This is a genomic window from Nocardia abscessus NBRC 100374 (assembly GCF_000308455.1).
Classification (GTDB): domain Bacteria; phylum Actinomycetota; class Actinomycetes; order Mycobacteriales; family Mycobacteriaceae; genus Nocardia; species Nocardia abscessus.
This window is the reverse complement of record NZ_BAFP01000064.1, coordinates 117,691-135,096: the sequence shown is the minus strand read 5'-3', so window position 1 is coordinate 135,096 and position 17,406 is coordinate 117,691. Positions and strand designations below refer to the sequence as shown.

Annotated in this window: 19 protein-coding genes and 3 pseudogenes; 13 read left to right on the top strand and 9 right to left on the bottom strand. The window is 66.1% G+C overall.

Translation table 11 applies throughout. From position 1 onward, the window contains the following. On the bottom strand, nt 1-747 hold a 747-nt coding region (locus tag ON19_RS12995), incomplete at its 3' end, for a hypothetical protein (protein WP_043690658.1). 231 nt (nt 748-978) lie between these two features. Here ON19_RS12995 and ON19_RS41815 point away from each other — a divergent pair. The 7 genes and pseudogenes from ON19_RS41815 to ON19_RS43125 all read left to right on the top strand — a co-directional run bounded on the left by ON19_RS41815 (nt 979) and on the right by ON19_RS43125 (nt 6,627). Then, complete coding sequence (locus ON19_RS41815; RefSeq protein WP_157229685.1) at nt 979-1,224, top strand: hypothetical protein; 246 nt, start codon at nt 979-981, stop codon at nt 1,222-1,224. A 61-nt stretch (nt 1,225-1,285) separates the two neighbouring features. Then, a complete protein-coding gene (locus ON19_RS12990) occupies nt 1,286-1,915 on the top strand; it encodes a TetR/AcrR family transcriptional regulator (RefSeq protein ID WP_051168810.1) in 630 nt (209 codons plus the stop codon). A gap of 324 nt (nt 1,916-2,239) precedes the next feature. After that, nucleotides 2,240-2,833 (top strand): TetR/AcrR family transcriptional regulator, encoded by a 594-nt coding sequence (locus ON19_RS12985; protein ID WP_043690656.1) that lies wholly within the window; start codon nt 2,240-2,242, stop codon nt 2,831-2,833. A 65-nt stretch (nt 2,834-2,898) separates the two neighbouring features. After that, nucleotides 2,899-3,651 (top strand): annotated as a pseudogene (locus ON19_RS12980) (SMP-30/gluconolactonase/LRE family protein); the annotation flags it as partial. Nucleotides 3,652-4,682: 1,031 nt separating this feature from the next. Next, nucleotides 4,683-5,426 (top strand): NADPH-dependent F420 reductase, encoded by a 744-nt coding sequence (locus ON19_RS12975; protein ID WP_043690651.1) that lies wholly within the window; start codon nt 4,683-4,685, stop codon nt 5,424-5,426. A 34-nt stretch (nt 5,427-5,460) separates the two neighbouring features. Continuing rightward, nucleotides 5,461-6,195, top strand: coding sequence for an NADPH-dependent F420 reductase (locus ON19_RS12970; protein WP_043690648.1), 735 nt, complete (start codon nt 5,461-5,463; stop codon nt 6,193-6,195). Between the two features lie 36 nt (nt 6,196-6,231). Then, on the top strand, nt 6,232-6,627 hold the full coding sequence (locus ON19_RS43125; protein ID WP_043690644.1) for a hypothetical protein: 396 nt from the start codon (nt 6,232-6,234) through the stop codon (nt 6,625-6,627). A gap of 374 nt (nt 6,628-7,001) precedes the next feature. Here the strand turns inward: ON19_RS43125 and ON19_RS12960 are convergent, their stop codons facing one another. Beyond that, entirely contained in the window at nt 7,002-7,616 is a 615-nt protein-coding gene (locus ON19_RS12960; RefSeq protein ID WP_043690781.1) for a TetR family transcriptional regulator, read from the bottom strand. A 97-nt stretch (nt 7,617-7,713) separates the two neighbouring features. Here ON19_RS12960 and ON19_RS12955 point away from each other — a divergent pair, with 97 nt between their 5' ends. Continuing rightward, a complete protein-coding gene (locus tag ON19_RS12955) occupies nt 7,714-8,535 on the top strand; it encodes an SDR family NAD(P)-dependent oxidoreductase (RefSeq protein WP_043690640.1) in 822 nt (273 codons plus the stop codon). A 523-nt stretch (nt 8,536-9,058) separates the two neighbouring features. On the opposite strand, the gene ON19_RS12950 is transcribed toward ON19_RS12955, so the two are convergent. Genes ON19_RS12950 through ON19_RS12935 form a run of 4 tightly spaced genes read right to left on the bottom strand, consistent with a single transcriptional unit; the run spans nt 9,059 to nt 11,491 of the window. Then, nucleotides 9,059-9,379: a cytochrome C oxidase subunit IV family protein gene (locus ON19_RS12950; RefSeq protein ID WP_227954863.1), complete on the bottom strand. Its 321-nt coding sequence runs from the start codon at nt 9,377-9,379 to the stop codon at nt 9,059-9,061. Then, nucleotides 9,376-9,978 (bottom strand): cytochrome c oxidase subunit 3, encoded by a 603-nt coding sequence (locus ON19_RS12945; RefSeq protein WP_043690635.1) that lies wholly within the window; start codon nt 9,976-9,978, stop codon nt 9,376-9,378. The genes ON19_RS12950 and ON19_RS12945 overlap by 4 nt, the downstream gene beginning before the upstream one ends. Beyond that, entirely contained in the window at nt 9,975-10,751 is a 777-nt protein-coding gene (locus ON19_RS12940) for a hypothetical protein (RefSeq protein ID WP_043690632.1), read from the bottom strand. Before ON19_RS12940 ends, ON19_RS12945 begins: the two co-directional genes overlap by 4 nt. Next, complete coding sequence (locus ON19_RS12935) at nt 10,748-11,491, bottom strand: hypothetical protein (RefSeq protein WP_043690626.1); 744 nt, start codon at nt 11,489-11,491, stop codon at nt 10,748-10,750. The genes ON19_RS12940 and ON19_RS12935 overlap by 4 nt, the downstream gene beginning before the upstream one ends. A 165-nt stretch (nt 11,492-11,656) precedes the next feature. Here ON19_RS12935 and ON19_RS44400 point away from each other — a divergent pair, with 165 nt between their 5' ends. Continuing rightward, a complete protein-coding gene (locus tag ON19_RS44400) occupies nt 11,657-12,298 on the top strand; it encodes a TetR/AcrR family transcriptional regulator (protein WP_043690622.1) in 642 nt (213 codons plus the stop codon). Between the two features lie 22 nt (nt 12,299-12,320). Here ON19_RS44400 and ON19_RS41810 read toward each other — a convergent pair. Next, nucleotides 12,321-12,434, bottom strand: a pseudogene (locus ON19_RS41810) (IS30 family transposase); the annotation flags it as partial. A gap of 322 nt (nt 12,435-12,756) precedes the next feature. Between ON19_RS41810 and ON19_RS12920 the strand changes: the two are divergent. The 3 genes from ON19_RS12920 (at nt 12,757) to ON19_RS12910 (ending at nt 15,279) form a co-directional block, all read left to right on the top strand. Further along, complete coding sequence (locus ON19_RS12920) at nt 12,757-14,028, top strand: hypothetical protein (protein WP_169334176.1); 1,272 nt, start codon at nt 12,757-12,759, stop codon at nt 14,026-14,028. Between the two features lie 127 nt (nt 14,029-14,155). Beyond that, nucleotides 14,156-14,800, top strand: coding sequence for a hypothetical protein (locus ON19_RS12915; RefSeq protein ID WP_043690777.1), 645 nt, complete (start codon nt 14,156-14,158; stop codon nt 14,798-14,800). A 134-nt stretch (nt 14,801-14,934) separates the two neighbouring features. Next, nucleotides 14,935-15,279: a hypothetical protein gene (locus tag ON19_RS12910; protein WP_043690610.1), complete on the top strand. Its 345-nt coding sequence runs from the start codon at nt 14,935-14,937 to the stop codon at nt 15,277-15,279. A gap of 246 nt (nt 15,280-15,525) precedes the next feature. Here the strand turns inward: ON19_RS12910 and ON19_RS43690 are convergent, their stop codons facing one another. Both ON19_RS43690 and ON19_RS44660 read right to left on the bottom strand, forming a co-directional pair. Beyond that, nucleotides 15,526-15,732: a hypothetical protein gene (locus tag ON19_RS43690; protein WP_255218382.1), complete on the bottom strand. Its 207-nt coding sequence runs from the start codon at nt 15,730-15,732 to the stop codon at nt 15,526-15,528. Between the two features lie 235 nt (nt 15,733-15,967). Next, nucleotides 15,968-16,408 (bottom strand): annotated as a pseudogene (locus tag ON19_RS44660) (NAD(P)H-binding protein); the annotation flags it as partial. 148 nt (nt 16,409-16,556) lie between these two features. Here ON19_RS44660 and ON19_RS12895 point away from each other — a divergent pair. Next, nucleotides 16,557-17,246, top strand: coding sequence for a TetR/AcrR family transcriptional regulator (locus tag ON19_RS12895; RefSeq protein WP_043690599.1), 690 nt, complete (start codon nt 16,557-16,559; stop codon nt 17,244-17,246). Nucleotides 17,247-17,406 lie beyond the last annotated feature (160 nt).

The following is a 17,406-nucleotide window of genomic DNA, read 5'->3' as shown; positions in this document are numbered from 1 at the left end:
GAATTCGACGGCCAGGTGCCATCGGTGTTGGTGGATGAATCGGGCGGGCAGGCTCGCCGGGAACTGGACGGTCAGCAGGGCTTCCATTGTTCCGTGGCGGTCGTGGAATTGGTGCCGTACGCCACCGATCACAAGATCGTCGTCGAGGAGGGCTTGGCCCGCGATCTGCTGGGGGTAGCGGGGGTCGACGGGGATGGTGAGTGCTTCGGTTCTGTCGTAATCGATGAGGAAGCGGGTGGCCAGGGGTGATCCTCCTGTGGTTTCGACGACTTCTTGTCGGCCGTCGGGGAGTGCGCGTAGCAGGTAGTGGTCGGGGCAGGCGTCGACCATGTCGGTCTCGGCGTTGGTGGCGGTGAGGTCGGTGAACCAGGCGGCGAATCGTTCGGCGCTGTAGCCGGGGACCTCGAGGCGGGTGACGGCGTGTTTGGTGCGACCCCTGCTGAGTGCGACCCCGGTGCGCGTCATCCGCTCGGAGATCGCCAGGTCGCGCTCGAGTACGGCGTAGACGCCCGCGTGACCCAGGCGGGTCTTCATCGAGGTCAACGCGGATCGTTGTGCGTCGAGCGGAGCGCTGAGCAGGTCGTCGAGGTGCATTTCCGGCGCAAGTTCGGCGAAGGCTCGCGATCCCAGACGGCCTGCGAGCTTGGTCAGCACCACTTCGGCCCGGCGTGCTTCCCATGCACGTACTTGTTCCCCCGAGACTTGTTCGCCGCCTACGAACGTCCGAATCGCGATGGACTCGCCCATGAGTTCCTCGCCTTCCTCTCCGTTTTCGTCTCGACCACTCCCTTCGACGGGGTGGTGAACTTCTGCCCCTCCGCTCGAGCTCGCGGCCGGTTAACGCCGGGCAGGCCAGCGTTAAGGTAACCACAGATCCTTCTAAACGCAATACCGCCTAGCGTTAATAGGAACTCCCCGTTGACAGAGTGACTCGAGTCACCCATGCTGCCTTAACGCAAGGCTACCTTGCATTAACATTTGATCCTTCTTCGGCACGTCGCTGGCGTCGCGCGAACAGGGAGGCAGGCGAGAGGAACCGCCGCACTCGCCGACGGCACGGTCATCGGCGGCGTGCGACACCAGTTCCGCGACGAACCCGGCGGCGGATTCCGCAGCCGTCTCGCGGTGGCCTTCCCGGCGGCGGTTCCGGGCCTGTACATCGCCGAGCATCAGTGGCATCTGGCCTGCGAATTCGGCAACTGGATCACCGCGTACCTGCGCTGATCCACCGCGCTTGCGGCACGGTCCCGCCCGTCACGGTCGGCGCATCGAGTAGAACAGGGGCATGGATCAGCGTGGCCCTGACGCAGGCGTCGAGCAACTGTCACCGCCCCCGGTCCCGCGCAAGCGAACCGGGGGACGGTCGGCGCGCGTCCGCGATGCCGTACTAACCGCGACTCTGGACCAGGTAGCCGAACACGGGATCGAGGGGTTGACCATCGGCGATGTCGCAGCCAGGGCGGGTGTCGCGGAGACGACGATCTACCGACGCTGGGGCACGCGCACAGCCCTGATCGCCGAGACCGTCACCGAGTTGGCGGCGGCCGGCAACCCCGCACCCGACACGGGCACGTTGCGCGGTGATCTCCATCAACTCGCCGAACAGATCTCCCACTTGATCTCGCGCCCAGGCATCGCGCGGCTGCTCGGCACGACCATCGCCCTGTCCGCCGATCCCGAGGTCGCCGAGGCGCGCCGCCGCTTCTGGGACGACCGCTTCGAACGGACAGCGCACGTCATCGGCAGGGCCGTCGACCGCGGCGAGCTGCCACCGGAGGTCGATGCCCGTGAGGTACTCGAAACCCTCTCCGCTCCGCTTTATTTCCGTCTTCTGGTGGTCGATGGTCCGCTCGACGGCGAGTTCATCGCGCGCTGCATCGAGCACACGCTCATCCTGCACGGGACACGGCGCTGACCGAACGGCGTTCGGCGCCGCCTCTTTCAGTGGAGCGCGGATCGCTCGGAGCACCGTGATGGTCCCCTTGCCCGCGTTGATGAGTTCGGGGTCGACTTCAGCGATGCCCGAGCCTCGCGTCCACCCTGATGTATTTTCCCGGAGGCCTACCGGAAAGACGGCCGCCTTCGGGCGCGGTGCGCGGACGGCCCCTTGCCTGACACTCCTGGTCCGGTTCCGCTGCGCCCATTTGACCGGATGCTACCTCCGCTTTATGCTCGAACCCATACGGAGGCGGAATCCGTTTTGATGTGGCCGCAGGAACGCCGGAGATCGGGAGGGCGCATGAACGCCAGTGAACAGCGGGGGCGAAAGCCCCGATCGGATGTCCAGCGCAACCGCGCGGCCCTTCTGGAGACCGCGCAGCGCCACTTCTTGCGGCACGGGGTCGGCACCTCGCTCGAGGCCGTGGCCAAGGAGGCCGGCGTCGGGCCCGGCACCCTGTACCGGCACTTCCCCACCCGGGAGGCGCTGCTGGCGGCCGTGCTGCAGACGCGCTCCGAGGAGCTGGGGGCCCGCCAGGCGGACATCGAGCAGTTGGGCGATGCCGGCGAGGCGTTGGAGCAGTGGCTGCGGGCGATGGAGGAGTACTTCAGCGCCTTCAACGGGCTGCCGGACCCGCTCATGGCCGCAGCCCGGGCGCAGGAGCCGGACAATCCGCTCACGATTCCCTGCGACATCTTCATCACCGCCACCGACAAGTACGTGGAAGCCGCGCAGCTCGCGGGGCACGTACGTGCGTCGGTGCGGGGGTACGACCTGTTCCTCGCGGCCTGTTCCATTGCCTGGATCAAGGGCAACGGCGCCGAGGAGGAGTCGCTCGCCCGGCTCCGCATGCTCATCGCGAGCGGCTACCGCGAGCGGGACGAGAAGGCGTAAACCACTGGGCTCACTCAGTTCTGATTCGCCAGCGTCCGGTACCGCAGTTTTATCAAGGAAGATATATGAGTCGTTCGCCAAGGGTGCTGCCCGCTGATGCTCGCCGTCTTGTGGCGGAGGGTGGTCTCGGCTATCTCGAGGGCGCCCGGTGGCACCGCGGGGCGCTGTGGTTCTCGGACATGACCCGGTGCAAGATCTGTCGTCTTTCCCCTGGCGGGCGAGTCGAGGATGTCGCGGATGTGCCCGGGCGACCCTCGGGTCTCGGTTTCGGCCCTGATGGGGCACCGATGGTTGTTTCCATAGACGATGGACGGCTGCTGCGCGTGGGAAGTAGCGGTCTGGAGGAACTCGCCGACCTCGCGCCGGTCGCGTTTCATCCCAACGATATGGCCGTGGACGGAGAGGGCCGCGCATATATCGGTCCGCAGGGCTACGTTTTCGGAACCGATCCCGTCGGCGTGGGTCTGGTCATCCGCCATCCCGATGGCCGGATCGACACGGGCGGCGAGGACCTCATATTTCCCAACGGCATCGCCATCACAGGCGACGGGCGCACCCTGGTCGTTGCGGAATCGTTCCGGGCGCCACGGACGAGGCTCACCGCGTTCACCGTGACAGACGACGGAGCGCTGGTAGACCAGCGCGTGTTTGCGAAGTTCGGGCCACCGGACACAGAGGCCATCGATGGTATCGGCATCGACAGTGAGGGTGCGGTATGGGCGGCCTTCCCGTGGATCGGTGAATTTCGCCGTGTCCGCGATGGCGGCGAGGTTACCGACATCATTCGGATCGACCCGGACACCGCAACATATCCCGACGGCGGCACGTTCGCCGTGGATGCGGTACTCGGCGGACCGGAAATGCGAACCCTCTACCTGCTCATTTCGGATACAAGTCCCGAGCGCATCGGTAATTCCTTCGATGCGACGGGTCGGATCGAAGCCATCGAGGTCGAGGTGGCAGGAATCCGGGACTGACGGCGGGCTCCCGCGTCGACGCAAACGTATCCGCGACAGCCTCCCGGAGCGTTTTGCGCCCTCCCGGCGACGGCCATCCTGGAGGACGTCGTGGAGATGAATCGCGCCGTCCACCGCTGACCGCCCCCGCGCAAAGTCGCGTACACCCAACACGTCACACACACCGAAGACGAACACGAAGAGCGCGCACTCCCCCACTTCGGCCGGGCGGCCTTGCCGTGCCGCCGTCTGCAAGCAGCCTGCCGGTACCCGCAAAGTGCGTCCAGCACCCGGCCCTTACGACGGTTGCCTCCTTTGGGCAGACCGCACTGTGCCCGGCCGCCATGGCGGTGACTGCGCCCGGCCGCGCAATCCCTACGGGCTGCAACACGTGCGGGCACCGGTATGACACTTTGCTCCACCGTGACGGTCGGGCCGGCCGGAGGCTCAGCGGCGGAAAACCGGGAGGACCAGCCGACAGGGGTGGCCGGGACCGAGGGGACGACGCAGCGTCGGCGAGCTTCCACCTTCGGCGCAGCCCGTAGCCATCCACTCCGGCGGGTTGACCGGATGCGGCCTCCGCTTTATGCTGTGGAGGTATCCGGAGGTGGTATCCGTTTTGCCGTGGATCTGGGAGCAGACAGGAGGACGTATGGGTGCCGGAGAGCAGCCGGGCCGCCGGCCACGCACGGATGTCCAGCGCAACCGAGCTGCTCTGCTGGAGGCGGCTCAGCGTCCCGCCAGGCGCTTTTGGCCGCGGTGTTGCAGTCCCGTTCGGAAAGAACTGGAGGCACGTCGAGCCGATACCGCGCGGCTCGAGCGACGCGTTGGGAAAGCTGCGGCGATGGCTGCACGCGATGAAGGAAATCGATACCAACTAAAGGAGTTTCTGGATGAAGATAGGCATTCTCGGTGTCGGCCATATCGGTAAGACGCTCAGTCGAAAGTTGAGCGCGGCCGGACACGACGTAAAGGTGGCCAACTCGCGCGGGCCCGAAACGATCGACGCCACAGCCCTGTCCACGGGAGCAGTTGCGGTGCCCGCCGCCGAGGCCGTGAAAGACGTAGACGTCGTCATCATCTCCATCCCACTGAACCGCGTTCCCGAGATCGCGCCGCTGCTAGCCGGTGTACCCGCCGAGACGGTCGTCATCGACACCTCGAACTACTTTCCGGGGCGTGATTCCGAGATCGCGGCCATCGAAGCCGGCCAGGTCGAAAGTCTTTGGATCGCCGAACAACTCGGCCGCTCGATCGTCAAGGCATGGAATTCCATCGGCGCCGCCTCCTTCGCCCTGAAAGGCACACCCTCGGGGACTCGGGGCCGTATCGCGATCCCGGTCGCGGCCGATGACGACAGCGAACGCGCGGTCGCCATAGCGCTGGTCGAGGACACCGGATTCGATGGATTCGATGCCGGACCGCTGGCGCAATCGTGGCGCCAGCAGCCGGGGGCACCCGCTTACTGCACGGATCTCACCCGCGACGAGATGCCGGCCGCCCTGGCGCGCGCCGAGGCCGCAAGATTGCCGAAGCGGCGCGACCTGTCGGGCGCCGTAATCGCCGAAAGGGTTGGCGTTGCGACGAACCCCGACTCCGAGTACCTCGTCCGCCTCAGCCGCGCGTTGTTCATGTAGCGATCTGGACACGATAGAAGGGAAGGAACACGATATGAGGATTTCCGTTATCGGCGCCGGAGCCATCGGCGGCAATATCGCACGCCGGCTCAGCGAGGCCGGACATGAGGTACTGGTCGCGGACGCCCGCGGACCGGAGGCCGTCGCCCCCGGCGTCCGGGAGGCAGGCGCTCGCGCAGTCGACCTGGACGCCGCGACCCACGACAGGGAGGTCCTCGTCCTGTCGATCCCGTTCGCGAAGCAGCCCGAACTCGCCGACCTCCTCGCCGGGGTTTCCGGCGATACGGTGATCGTCGACACGTCGAACTACTACCCCAGCATGAACGGCCACATCGAAGCGGTGGACAACGGACAGGTCGAGAGTGTGTGGAGCGCCGAGCAGCTCGGCAAGCCGATTGTGAAGGCGTGGAACGCCGCGCTGGCGGGGACACAGCAGACCAAGGGAGTACCCGCCGGAACGCCCGGCCGCATCGCCATCCCCGTCGCCGCCGATTCGGAACGAGCACGCCGGACCGTCATGCAACTTGTGGACGACACGGGCTTCGATCCCGTCGATGCCGGTACTCTGGCCGAATCGTGGCGGCAGCAGCCGGGGACGCCTGCCTACTGCACCGAACTGGATGCCGCGGAGTTGCAGCGGGCCCTGGCAGCGGCCGACAAGGACGAAGCGCCCCGTACTCGCGACCGGCTCGGGGAGCAGTTCGCGAGCCTCACCGAGGCGCCCTCGCTGGACGAGACCGTCGCGATCAACCGCGCCGCACACCACTGACCCAGCGCCTACGGGCCGCCGACGACCTCTCTCCGGGTGGGAGAGGTCGTCGGCCCGTGGCGGATCGGTCGACGGTGTGTCCGCGAGGACCTGTACGACGACGTGGTCCGCACCGGCGTCGAGATGTGCGGTGAGCGCACCGGCCGCGTCGTCGGCAGAACCCGCGCCGACCAGTGCGCGGGCCAACCGGTCCGACCCACCGGTGACCAGGTCGTACTCGCCGAAACCTTGGCGCAGTCACGAGTTCCGGTAGTTCGGCAGCGTCGAACCCATCGTGAGGTGGGCGTGCGCACGCCGAAGTTGATCGTGCGTACCGCCACCGAGCGCCACGGCTTGTTCGGTGTCGATCCAGCGATGCTCAGCGGAGGCGATGACATGGAAGCCGATGTGCGCGCATCGGTTTCGAAGAATCCGAGCGCGGCTTTGCCATAGGGGACGCGGCGGGCCATCTCCGCCAGGGACAGGTCGGCAGCTTCGCGTGCGGCTCGCGGGCCACACCGGCCACCGCGGGTATCGGTGCCTGGCGAGGTTCGCTGTGCGGGGATAGCTGTAGCCGGGAACGGGCTGGGCCTGGGTGGAGGCTTGCCGCGATCGGTCGAGCCAGGAGGCGGTGCCCGGGCCAGCTGCACCTCCCGGGGGGTGTGGCTTCGGCTTCTGGCCACCGATGCGTCCACGGGCGCGAGCGACGGCCAGTCCGCCGAGGGTGGATTCGGAGAAGCTTGGCGATTCCACGAACAGCTCACCGCTGACCCTGGATGAACCGACAACGCGCCGCATGCGGTCGGTCAAGGGAACTCGCTCTCAGGTTATGCGGGCGGCTCGACCAGTACGCCCATTGCCTGGTCGAGGAGTTCAGACAACGGTGTGGCTCCGCCGCTGGCCGTCCAGGCGTCGGTTGCGGCGTCCAGGCAGGAAATCGCCGAGCCTACGAGGGCGTGGGCGTGCAGGTCGGCCGTGGATTCCCGGTCACCGCCGAGCCGGTGGATGATCTCGGGCACCAGGAGGCTGTGCCAGCCCTGTGTCTTCTCCCACTGGCGGGTCATCAAGGCGCAGGCGTCGTTGAGCAGCCGCATCAGGTTGAGGAATGGCTGGGGCTCGTCGGCCGTCGGCTGGGTGAGCACGTCGAAGGAGCGGCGTAGCGCTTCCCAGAGCCCCTCGTCAGCGGGGCGGGCGGCGAGCGCCGCGGCGATCCGGGGACCGAACTCGCTCATTTTGCCGAGGACGAGCTCCTCCTTGGTGCCGAAGTACCGAAAGAAGGTGGTGCGCGACAAGCCCGCCTCCGCGGCGATCTGTTCGACCGTCGTCTTGTCGAAGCCCTGCTCGGAGAAGAGCCGGAACGCGATTTCACTCACCTCATCACGCATCGCGGCTCGCGTCCGCTCCCGCAGCGTCGAGGGCGCGGTCCTGGATGTCTCGGCCATGCCGTGAGTGTAGTACACAGACCCTAAGTGGTACTCAATCCCATATTGGTATAACGTCTCTTTTGTTGTCTTCGTATCTGAATTGAGGAGTACTTCCATGAGCAAGATCTGGTTCATCACCGGTTCGTCCCGCGGCTTGGGCCGCCGGTTCACCGAGGCCGCGCTGTCGCGCGGCGACAAGGTCGCGGCGACCGCCCGCAACACCGACGCACGGGCCGACCTGGTCGCCGCCCATGGCGCGGCGATCCTTCCGCTGGCCCTGGACGTCACGGACAAAACGGCCGTGACCGAGTCCATCCGGCGTGCCCACGCGCACTTCGGACGCCTCGACGTGGTCGTCAACAACGCCGGCTACGGCCTGTTCGGCATGGTCGAAGAGCTGACCGAACACGACATCCGCGCCCAGTTCGAGACGAACCTGTTCGGCACCCTCTGGGTCGTCCAGGCGGCACTGCCCTACCTCCGCGCTCAGGGCAGCGGCCACATCATCAACGTGTCCAGCCTGCTCGGCCTCGCCGCGTACCCCACCACGGGCGGCTACAGCGCCACCAAGGCAGCGGTCGAGGGACTGTCGGACTCCCTGGCCCAGGAAGTCGCCCCCTTCGGCATCAAGGTCACAGTCGTCGAGCCCGGCCCCTTCGGCACCGAATTCAACAGCTCCTCCGCCTACTCCGCACCACTGACCGCCTACGACGACTTCAGGGAGGCGGTCAACGCCAGCTTCGCCACCCTCCCCAATCCCGACCCGGCCGGCGTCGGCCCCGCACTGCTGAAGGTCGTCGACGCCGACACCCCACCGTCCCGGATCTTCTTCGGCACCTTCCCCCTCCAGGTCGTCCCGCAGGTCTACGCCGACCGGGTCAAGGGCTGGCAGGAGTGGGCCGAGTTGTCCGCCGCGGCCGAGGCCGGCCCGGCGTGACCGCCCCGCCCGGCGCTTCCGGCGTCGGGCGGGCCGTCCACCTCACGCACTTCCCGCCAGACCGGCAACTCGACCCGCGACAAGGACAAGGATGCTGAAACTCTCTCGTCCGGAGAAAGGTGCTCGGTGAGCGGATCGGTCCTTCCAGTACAACAAGTTCCTCCTCGTGGAGATGGCGACTGAACTCGACGTGACCCAGGCCTTCCTGGATTCGGCTGTCGCCGCGCACGCCCAGGGTTCGTTGACCGATATCGACGCCGCCGAAGCGAAATGGTGGACCGCCGACGTGAATGATCGGTCGCAGCCTCGGCTTCTGGTCCGAAGCCGGGGATAAGACCTACCGCGTGGTCGCGCGCCAGGACCTGCTCGCGGCGGGTTGATCGTCTGATCTCTCGACTCGAGCCACGACGCGAACGCCGCGGCGCGTCGGACGACCTTCCTCGCTGAATTGCGCCGGATCCATCGACTGATCGATCGGGACGTAGCCAGCGCCGCCGAGAACGGCGGAGGGCTGCTGTGGTGTTCAGTAGAGGTGGATGGTGAGCAGAGTTGCCCAGAGGGTGATCAGCCAGGCGTCGGTGGTGAGCTGGAGCCAGCGTGGGGCGTGCCTGGTTTCCATGAAGTGGCGGATGATGAGCCGGCATTTTACGAGCCCGAGGACGACTATGCCGGCGACGAGCTGTTCGTCGTGGCCGGTGGTGGTGCCGGAGTGTCCGGGGGCGAGCTGCCAGGCGAGCAGGGTGATGGCGGTGAGTGCGGCCCAGACGATGACGACGAGGCGCTTGTCTCGTGTGCGTCCGGCCGTGTCGGGGGCGGTGGTGGCTGAGGTCATGGTGTCGCTCACATGAGGTAGAGGACGGCGAAGATGACGACCCAGAGGAGGTCGATCATGTGCCAGAACAGGGCGCCCTGTTCGACGATGCTCACACGTTGCTTGCCGGATGCGCGCAGTTCGCGGGCGACGATGCCGAGGATGAGCAAGCCGAGCAGCAGGTGTGCAAGGTGGATTCCGGTGAAGACGTAGTAGAAGCTGAAGAATTCGGTGGAGACGGTGAAACCGTTGCTGATCTCGTGGTGCCATTCGTATGCCTTCAGCACCGTGAACAGCAGCCCGCACGCGGCGGCGGCGAGCACCAGCCGACGCGCCGACGCGATGGCTCCGTGCCGGGCCTCGATTACGCCGAGGGCGATGAACATCGAGCTGGTGAGCAGCACGATGGTGTTGGTGACGCCGATGCCGATGTTCAGGTGCTGCTGGGCCTGAGCGAATGCTTGCGGGGCGCGAGCGCGGAACCCCATGTAGACGACGAAGTAGCAGCCGAAGAAGAACAGGTCGCCCAGGACCATGACCCACATGTCGATGTCGCCGGGAAGATGTGGTGACCGCGTGCGTCGCCGGGTGTTCCGGGGTTCGGTGGTGGTGTCGTGGCCGGAGATTGTCATCGGGTGACCTCGGCGGTGTAGAGGGGCGGGGTCTGCGCGGTTTCGCGGCGGGCGGCGATGCGCATTATCGGCAGCAGGCAGGCGACCCAGAGCCCGAACACGACCAAAGCCACGTAGAGGGTGATCATCCCGTTCCAGGCGAACGCCCCGGAGTGGAACACCCACATCTGGGTCGCGAGGACCTCGGTGACGATCTGCCAGATGGAGATGTAGGCGAACCATTTGGGGAAGATGTGGTTACGGTCGTAGAGGATGGCGATGGCCAGCACGGCGTAGGCGGCGGTGAAGCAGCCGAGGGATCCGTTATAGGACAGCATGCCCAGGTCATAGAAGAAGTGCTGGATCGCGGGGTCGCGGTCGGGCCGGAAGGTGGCGGTGAGCCAGCAGACGAGCAGCAGCTGGAATCCGGGGATCGCGCCGACGCCCATGGCGGCGATGTAGGCGTATGCCAGTAGCGGGCCCGAGGACATCCGCTTCATGAAGTAGCCGATGATGCCGTTGGAGATCGCGGCTCCACCCGCGATCACCAGCAGGGCGAAGAAGCCGACCTGGATGCCGAGCTGGTGTTTATCGAACCATTGCGCCACCTGCAAGTCGGTCACGTCGGGCCGTGGGGGCGGTGTGGCGCGGCCGAGGAACACCACCCCGACCGACAGCGCGGTGTAGAAGGCGGCGAAGAGCCAGTAGGTGATCCAGACATCGAGTCCGGCCCGGCGCGGCGGCGCGGCCGTGGTGACGTCGCGGCGGCCCGGCTCGGTGGTGGTGGCGTTCATGCGGAGAGGCACTCCTTCTCGGCCTGCTGCCGTAGTGCCGCGTGCACCAGGAAGAACATCACCACGACGAACGCTGAGAAGGCACCGTTGCGCAGCCAGAACGAGACGAACCCGTCCCAAGCCAGCGGGCCATCGCGGAACACCGCCGCCCCCGCCGATGGGGCCATGGCCAGCGCGGTCACCAGCGAGTACGGTGCCACCCATTTCGGGAACACCGGTCGGTGTTCGTCATCGAAATACACTGCGAGGGCGAGCAATACGAACTGGCCGACGAGCATCCCGATCGGGGCGATGAAGATGATCCAGGCCAGATCGTTGAGTGCCTGCACCAGTTCTGGCCCCCGGTCGGGCCGGAACGCGGCGACGGCGAAGAAGATGTTCGACAGCGCGAACAACGTCACCCCGGCGACGATCGCGGTGAGGTAGGAGAAGGCGAAGATGCGGCTCTGTCCCCGCATCCGCAGCATCTGCCCCATGATCAGCACGAAGAACGGCACGATCATGACCCCGCACAGATTGAGCCCCACCATGCTGAACCGGATCAGCGGGGTGTTGTCCGCATAGAACCGTGCCACCTCTTCCGCGCTCATATTCGGTGACATCGGGGGAAAGAAGCCGGGGAACGCCGCGAACAAGCTCAGCAGGACAACCGCGACCACCGGCGTGGACCACAGGATCACTTGCTGCACCTTCAGATTCGTCGCTTCCGGATGCTCTTCGGAATCGGGGAGCACTTGCATGGCCTTCTCATTCCTCGGCGCCGCGCCGTGTCGAGACGTGCCGGACAGCCCGGCCGGACCCGGATCCGCGGGCAGGGCCCTCGGCCCCACGCTCCGCGTCCACACCCGGAGCATCCCAAGTTTTCTGACGGTAGTCAATAATCTGTTCGCGGTAAGGTCGTAGCTATGGCGACAACTTCCTCGGCCTCGAAGGCTGACCAGCGTCAGAAGCGTGCTACGCCCGTGCGTGCCCGCTCGCACGCCAGCCGACAGGCGATCATGCAGGCCGCCATGGCACTGTGGCGCACCAAGGGATTCGCCGACACCACCGTCACCGACATCTGCAAGGCCGCCGGAGTGTCGAAAGCGCTGTTCTACGTGTACTTCTCACGTCGAGAGGAGGTGCTGCTCGAGGTCGAGGTCTTCACGATGCGCGACGCCCACCGCGCCGCCGAAGCCCTCGTGTCCGGCCCCCACGAACTGCTCGACGTCATCAGCGTCGTCATCGATACCCTCGAGCAGCGCGCCCGCCGCTTCCCGCCGGAACTGATCTTCGAAGCCGTGCTCGAGACCTACCGGCTCGAGCAACGCGCCCTGGCCGGCGGCGCCACCGACGCCGACATCGCCTACCTGTTCCTCGAACCCTTCCAGCGAGCCCAGCGCGACGGCAAACTCGATACCGGCACCGACGTCGTGCGCGCCGCCCGCCTGGCCCAGATGCTCGTCGCCGACGGCATCCGCTGCTGGGCTGCCGCAGGCCTCACCCCCGACCCGCTGAGCCCGGCCCTCGCCGACGAGATCAACACAATCGTCACCGCGCTCCATTGACCGCCGGCACCCTGCGCCGTTCGCTCAGATCGGTGCCTTTCGGGGACCACTCCAGAGGGCCGTTGGTGTTTTCGTTGGTGCCTCGCTGCCAGGGACTGACCGGGTCGCAGAAGTAGACGGCCATGTCGGTGGCCATCGAGACTTCGACAGCCTCTCGATGATCTATCAGGGCTGACACGCGCTGGACACGCCGGTAGATGTCTCGACCTCGAGCAACCGCCGCCCTCATCACCGCCGTGCGACCTACGATCGGCCTCGACCGGTGAGGCTAAGGGGTGAGGCGGAGCTTGGATTCTCTCTTCGACGAAGCACGACAGCTGCTTTGGCCACGCCATCCACCGAGCCTCAGTGATCGTGTCATCCGAGCTGGACTCACCGGTACCGAGCTGGAACTGACAGAGGGTCGCCCGGCTGCGCCGTCGGACGCCAATCGGATACCGGGCGGACTGATTCACGACGTGTTAGCCGGCAAGCATGGCACCCTGCACCACCGTGGACTGCGACTCAAAGGGATTTACATAGATGGAAGCATTGATCTTTCATTTTTGCATTGGCACGGCGCCCTCGCTCTAGAGGCATGCACAATTTCTGGAGACCTCGTTCTCGACCATTGCCGGCCAACGACGGTGATAACCCTCGATGGCAGCCATGCACGGTGGATAAGCGCGCGGAATGCCGCCATCGACGGGACGATATTTCTGCGTGACGGATTCAGATCGGATCGCGGATTCTACGGCCTAGGAATGTCCGTATCCGGCTCGCTGTGCATGCAGAACAGCATATTCCACGGACCGGAGGACAACGTAGCTCAGCTTGCGATCAACCTCTTCAGAGCTCACATCGGCGATCTTCATCTCTACGGCTCCAGGGTCTACGGCGGCCTGTACGCCACCGGAATAAAGGTAGACCGGAATGTGCGCCTCCAGGGAGGAATATTCTTGTCGAGGCGAGAAATGGGCTGGGAGCACAAGAGTGCAGAGTACAAAGGGTCTGTAAGCCTCGCTTTCAGCGAAATAGAAGGCTCCGTCTATATATGGACAACCTACTTCAGGAGGTTCTACGCCGGAGGTGGATTCACACTTCGCGGAGCATCGTGCGGCAGACTGTTCATACGTAAAGAGATCTTCGATAGGTACCAGTTCAATGTCGATGGATTCGAATACTCCAGCCTCCGCTCGATTACCACGAAGGAATGGCTCGAAACCATCGGTCAGTCGAATGAGTTCGCACCCCAGGCGCATAGCCACCTTATTCAATATTGCGCGAAGGTCGGCGACCTCTCAACTCGGCGCAAAACACTGTTACAACTGGAGAGAAATCTGACCAGCCAGCAGTCCATCTGGTCTCCGAGGCGGTACACGCGATGGCTGCACGGTGCCCTGATCGGATATGGATACAATGCTTGGCTTGCCATTGTCTGGTTGGCGTGCGTGACAGCCGCAGCTGCATGGATACTGCACCATGGCGCTGTGTTCGCCCCGAAGTCCGCAGTCGGACAACCTGCCGATCCGGCGGAAGCATTGAGTTGGTCCGACTCCTTCCGAATCGTAATCGACAGTTTCCTACCTTTTGCGCCACTGGGCATGAAGGACCCCTGGGTGGCCGCACCCTCGGACGGAGGCCAGTGGGCGTGGATGGCCGGCTTTCTGGCTCTGCGTTTTATCGCTTGGGGACTCGCAGCTCTCGCGCTGTTGTCGTTCACCAATGTCGTGAGGAATCCGCGAGCCTGAGATTGCGTGTCGACGGTGAAGACGTTGGGGGCGCTTATGTCGTGCCGCCGGGCTCGCGGCGGCGCCCGCGCCGTCGCGGCGGACCGGTCGATCATGGATGTCGGTGGTGGCTGTTAGCTTGCGCGCCATGACAGGAGAGGCGCAGCACGGGGTCGCGTTGACACGGCGGGTCATCGAGTCGGTGCAAAGGAACCCCGGCCGGTCGATGTTCGAGCCCGTCGCGTGGGTCGGCCACACCCCGTGGGTGGAGGGTGAGCCCCGGCCGATGCCGCAGGATGCGTTGGCGGGAGCGGTGTTTCCGTCGGGTCGCCCGCTGTCGCCGAGTCTGCGGGAGTGGCTGGCGTTCGACGCGAGCCTGTTCGAGCGCTACGGGTGGTTCGCCCCGGACGGCGGCTTCGCGCCCCGGACGCTGGACCGGCTGGTGGACGATGAGCTGGGGCAGCCGTGGGGCGGGACGTACGAGCCGCTGGCCGAGCGGTTCCCGGAGTGCTTCCTGCTGCCGGGCGGGTCGGACTCCCGGCGGGTGCTGGCGGTGGGGCAGCCGGACTCGGAGGGCGAGTATCCGGTGCTGGCCCTCGACGTGGACGACATGCCGTACGCGGGACTGATGTTTCCGGGCTTCGACGTCTACGCGGCTGCGGCGGCGGGATTGGTCCACTGCGAGTTCGAGACCTATACCGACCTGGCCGGGGATCCGGTGTACGGGCGCCGCATGCGGGAGCACGCCGTGCGCAGTTTCGCGGGCCAGTTGTGCGCCGAGTACCCCTTCTGACCCGTGCCGTGTTCGTCTGCGCCACAACCGGTGTCATACGATCACACCGCCACGCCGTTGGCGACATGGCTCTCGCTTTCAGCCGCTATCGTTGTCCTCACTGTTGCCGATCGGAATAGATGAGGAGAACCGATATGGGACGACTTCTCCTCCGCGCGTTGACCGCAGCGGTGTGTGCGGGATGGGGCGGGATCTGTGTGGCCGGCCTCGCGCCGACTGCGGCGGCCGCGCCCTCGATCTACGAACCGAGCATCACCCCGTGCAGTCACCTGTTCACGACGCCGCTCGAACCCGGCCGCCCAGGTGCGAGCACCTATTGGAGCCCGTTCGGCACCGCCGGCATCGTTTGCTACGACGTCGGTTCGCTGCCGGTGAGCTACTACCAGCGCGACCCGGCGGGACAGTGGCACGCGATGAACCAACTGATCCCGGGCAACTACTTCATCAACATTTTCGGCTACGGCCACCTGCCCGCATAACGGTGAACGTGTCGCGGACCGAGGACGACAGCATGCGTGTCGAGATGCGCGATATACAACGTGATTGGGCACACGACAGGGACGGACGATCCGATTTCACCGTCCCGGGCGCGATCGGACTGCCGATTTGTCACCGAGAGTCCCCGTGCAGGCGCCGCTGACCTCGCCGGCGGTTAGCCACCGCGGCAGGTGGCACCCGCCGCCGCGCAGCACCACAGGTGTCCGACCTGTCCGCCCGGCATCGGCTCAGCCGACAGATGTGGCTTCTTCCGCGCGCAGCGCGGTGATCGTGGCACGCAAGGACTCCACGGTCGGTGTCGGCTCGATACCGAAGGCCGCGGTCGCGGCCGACGAGTCGAGCACGAACGGACGATCGAACTGGTAGCGCATCTCGCGCATCTCGCGGGCGTTGGCGTCGAAAAGTCCTGCGGCCCAGAGCATTGCGGCAGGCATCCGGCTCACGCGCGCGGGGGCGCGTGCGCGACCGTCCGGCGTGTGCCATGCCCGGCCCCACGCGTTTTCGTCGTCGGCGACCGCGACCAGGGTGCGGGCGATGTCGGTGACGTCGGTCCAGCTGTGCGCGGCGTCCGGATCGGCGGCGGCCCGAGAGCACGGCAGGCAGTGCCACCATGGTGAACGCCGATTTCGCTCCCGCGCCGAGGTAGTCCGATCCGCGCACTTCGGCGACGCGGACGCGGCCCGCTCGGTGCGCGGCCAGCGCCTCGGCCCACAATTCCGCCCGCACCCGCCCCTTCACGCTGTTGGGCCGCAGCGGGTGCCCCTCGCTGATCGGTCCGTCGACCTGCCCGTAGCCGTAGAGGTTTCCGACACTGAGCAGCGCGGCGCCGGTCGCCTCCGCCGCTTGCAGCGCGGCGGCGGCCAGGGGCGGAAAGTCGGTCGCCCAGCGGTGATACGGCGGCTGAGCGCACTGGAAAACGACGTCCGCGCCCTTGCAATGCTGAGTCAGCACGGTGGCGTCGGTGGCGTCGGCGGCGATGCGCTCGATCAGCGGGTGATCGGGGCCGATACCGCGCCGAGTGATCACGCGCACCTGGGCGCCACGCGCGGCGAGCAATTCAGCGGTCGCCGATCCTACGGGGCCTGCTCCGATGACGACGTACAGGGACATGACAATCCATCCTGTCAGGTGTTCTAGTTCGAGAACAGTGTTCTTGCTTGCACTTACTGTAGAGCGGAACGACGATCCGTGTCAAGAACAGTGTTCACGAAAGGGTCTTCCGTTCTCCGAAGCATCACTTGTTCTCTACACTGGCGATATGTCCGCTCATTCCCTCCGGGCCCGCGTCCGCTCCGAGATGATCGAGGAGATCAAGGCAACCGCCCGCAAACGATTGGCGGTGGACGGCGCGAACCTGTCCCTGCGTGGCGTCGCGCGCGATATGGGCATCGTCGCGTCCGCGCTGTACCGGTACTTCCCGAGCCGGGACGACCTGCTGACCGCCTTGATCCTGGAGGCGTACCGGGCGCTGGCCACCACCGCCGAAGCCGCCGACGCGAAGCCGCCCGCCACCGATCTGCGCGGTCGGTGGATGGCGGTGTGCTCGTCCGTGCGGGACTGGGCCCTGGCCCATCCGGCCGAATACAGCCTGCTCTACGGCAGTCCCGTGCCCGGATACTCCGCACCCGAGCACACCGTGGCCCCCGCCGCGGCCGTGGTCTTCCGGCTCGTCGCCATCGCGCAGGCGGGTGCGGAAGAGCTGACCCCGCCACCGCTTTCGACCCCGCTGCCCGCACCCGTCCACGCCGACCTGCGCCGCCTCATCGAACAGCAGCAGTCCTCCGACCTGTCCGAGGACGTGCTCTCCCGCGTCTTCGTGGGCTGGACCCAGCTGTTCGGCCTGATCAACTTCGAGCTCTTCGGCCGTCTGAACGGAACCATCGACGCCAGTGCCGACTACTTCCGCCACCACATGAACGTGATGGCCGACCTCGTGGGTCTGCCCTAGCACGCTCGGGTCAGTTCGTGCCGTATCGCGGGCCACGCCCGCCGTCGGTGTGATCGCTCGACCAGCTCATATAGTGACGGCGTGTCCACGCCGGACGCCCGCGACCGCGCGCCCGACGGCGCTACGGTGACACCACCCGAGATTCTCCGCGTTCCATTCG

Coding starts and splice junctions, on each gene's coding strand:
- ON19_RS12990 (WP_051168810.1), top strand. CDS start 1,286: ATGGATCAGCGTGGCCCTGACGCAGGCGTCGAGCAACTGTCACCGCCC.
- ON19_RS12985 (WP_043690656.1), top strand. CDS start 2,240: ATGAACGCCAGTGAACAGCGGGGGCGAAAGCCCCGATCGGATGTCCAG.
- ON19_RS12975 (WP_043690651.1), top strand. CDS start 4,683: ATGAAGATAGGCATTCTCGGTGTCGGCCATATCGGTAAGACGCTCAGT.
- ON19_RS12970 (WP_043690648.1), top strand. CDS start 5,461: ATGAGGATTTCCGTTATCGGCGCCGGAGCCATCGGCGGCAATATCGCA.
- ON19_RS12960 (WP_043690781.1), bottom strand. CDS start 7,616: ATGGCCGAGACATCCAGGACCGCGCCCTCGACGCTGCGGGAGCGGACG.
- ON19_RS12955 (WP_043690640.1), top strand. CDS start 7,714: ATGAGCAAGATCTGGTTCATCACCGGTTCGTCCCGCGGCTTGGGCCGC.
- ON19_RS12945 (WP_043690635.1), bottom strand. CDS start 9,978: ATGACAATCTCCGGCCACGACACCACCACCGAACCCCGGAACACCCGG.
- ON19_RS12940 (WP_043690632.1), bottom strand. CDS start 10,751: ATGAACGCCACCACCACCGAGCCGGGCCGCCGCGACGTCACCACGGCC.
- ON19_RS12935 (WP_043690626.1), bottom strand. CDS start 11,491: ATGCAAGTGCTCCCCGATTCCGAAGAGCATCCGGAAGCGACGAATCTG.
- ON19_RS44400 (WP_043690622.1), top strand. CDS start 11,657: ATGGCGACAACTTCCTCGGCCTCGAAGGCTGACCAGCGTCAGAAGCGT.
- ON19_RS12915 (WP_043690777.1), top strand. CDS start 14,156: ATGACAGGAGAGGCGCAGCACGGGGTCGCGTTGACACGGCGGGTCATC.
- ON19_RS12910 (WP_043690610.1), top strand. CDS start 14,935: ATGGGACGACTTCTCCTCCGCGCGTTGACCGCAGCGGTGTGTGCGGGA.
- ON19_RS43690 (WP_255218382.1), bottom strand. CDS start 15,732: ATGCCTGCCGCAATGCTCTGGGCCGCAGGACTTTTCGACGCCAACGCC.
- ON19_RS12895 (WP_043690599.1), top strand. CDS start 16,557: ATGTCCGCTCATTCCCTCCGGGCCCGCGTCCGCTCCGAGATGATCGAG.